Source organism: Pseudomonas emilianonis (assembly GCF_023072625.1).
Lineage (GTDB): Bacteria > Pseudomonadota > Gammaproteobacteria > Pseudomonadales > Pseudomonadaceae > Aquipseudomonas > Aquipseudomonas paraveronii.
Genome location: NZ_JAKNRV010000667.1, coordinates 1 through 1,328 on the forward strand (window position 1 = coordinate 1; position 1,328 = coordinate 1,328).

Consider the following 1,328-nt stretch of genomic DNA (forward strand, 5'->3'; position numbering starts at 1 on the left):
CACCGGGCGCGCCCAGCGCACGTCGTTGCGCCAGTAGCCGCCGCTGTCGCCGCTCAGTTGCTGGTCTTTGAAGCCGCGCACCGAGGCCGAACCGCCGAGGCTAATGCGCTGCGGACTGAACAGCACGTCTTCACTGCGTTGGCCGGTAGCCAGGCTGGAAAAACTGAAGGACTCACCCCACAGCGTGAACGGCTGCAGGTAGCTGACGGTGGCGGTGTATTTGCGGTAGTTCGGTGTGGACGTGAGGTTGCCCTCGCGATCGCGTTCCTGGTTGTTGCTTTGCGCATCGAAGGCGCCAATACCGTTCTGCATGCCCAGGTCGAAGTTGACGAACCCGCTGCCGATACGCCGCCCGTGGTTGATACCCACCTGCAATTCGCTGAGGCGGTTACTGCTGGGGCCCAGGCGCGCATCGAGCAGGTAATTGTTGGTGCGCAAATGGGCGAGGCCGACGTTGACCGAGGTCTTGCTCACGTCGTCGCGATGGATCACGCGCTCGGCGCGCAGTTGGTGGTTCTGGCTGTCGCCGTACTGCTTGAGCTTATAGCCATTGAGGTCGGCCAGGGTGCGGTAATCGCTCTCGCTGTAGGTGTAACTGAAGTTCCACCAGCCCCACGGCACGTTGTAGTAGAGCATGCTGTTTTTCGAGGTTTTCTGGTGGTCACTGACGGCATCGTGGCCGCCGCGCAGCACCAGTTGGTCGGCCAGGCCGAGCGGGCTGTCCCACTCCAGGCCGGCGCCCCATTGCTGTTCGCCGGTGCTTTTTTGCCCGTCGTTGTTGCGCGATAGGCTGGCGCGCCAGGGCTTTTGTGGGGTGTTCTTGACCACGACGTCACTGCCGCCTACCTGGGTGCCGGGGGTCAGCTCCATTTGCGCCTGCTTGGAGGGCAAACGGCTGAGCTGGTCCACCAGTTGCTCGACTTCGCGCAGGTTGAGCGCCGCGCCGACCTTGCCGGGAAAGGCCATGGCCAGCTCGCGATCGGTCACGCTGCTGCCTTGGGCGCCTTTGAGTCCTTCGAGTTTGCCTTCGACCACCAGCACCTGGAGGTGGCCGCTGGAAAGGTCTTGCTGCGGCAAGTAGGCGCGGCTGGTGACCCGGCCTTTGTCGATGTAGTAATCGGTGATGACCTTGAGCAGTTCATTGAGCTGCGACACGCCCAGGCACTGGCCGACATAGGGTTTGAGCAGGCGTTGGCGGTCGGCGGCGGGCAGGCTGTCGGCGCCTTTGAGCGTGATGTCCCGGATCGGGAAGCAACGGCTGTCGGCGGGCGTGGCCGGGGCCTGGGGCTTGGCTTCTTTGCCGGGCAGGTCCTTGAGCTCGTCGAGGC

Annotated in this window: 1 protein-coding gene; it reads right to left on the reverse strand. The window is 63.9% G+C overall.

Annotated elements, in window-relative coordinates; translation table 11 throughout:
* On the reverse strand, positions 1–1,328 hold a 1,328-nt coding region (locus L9Z73_RS30685; RefSeq protein ID WP_247408715.1), incomplete at both ends, for a ShlB/FhaC/HecB family hemolysin secretion/activation protein.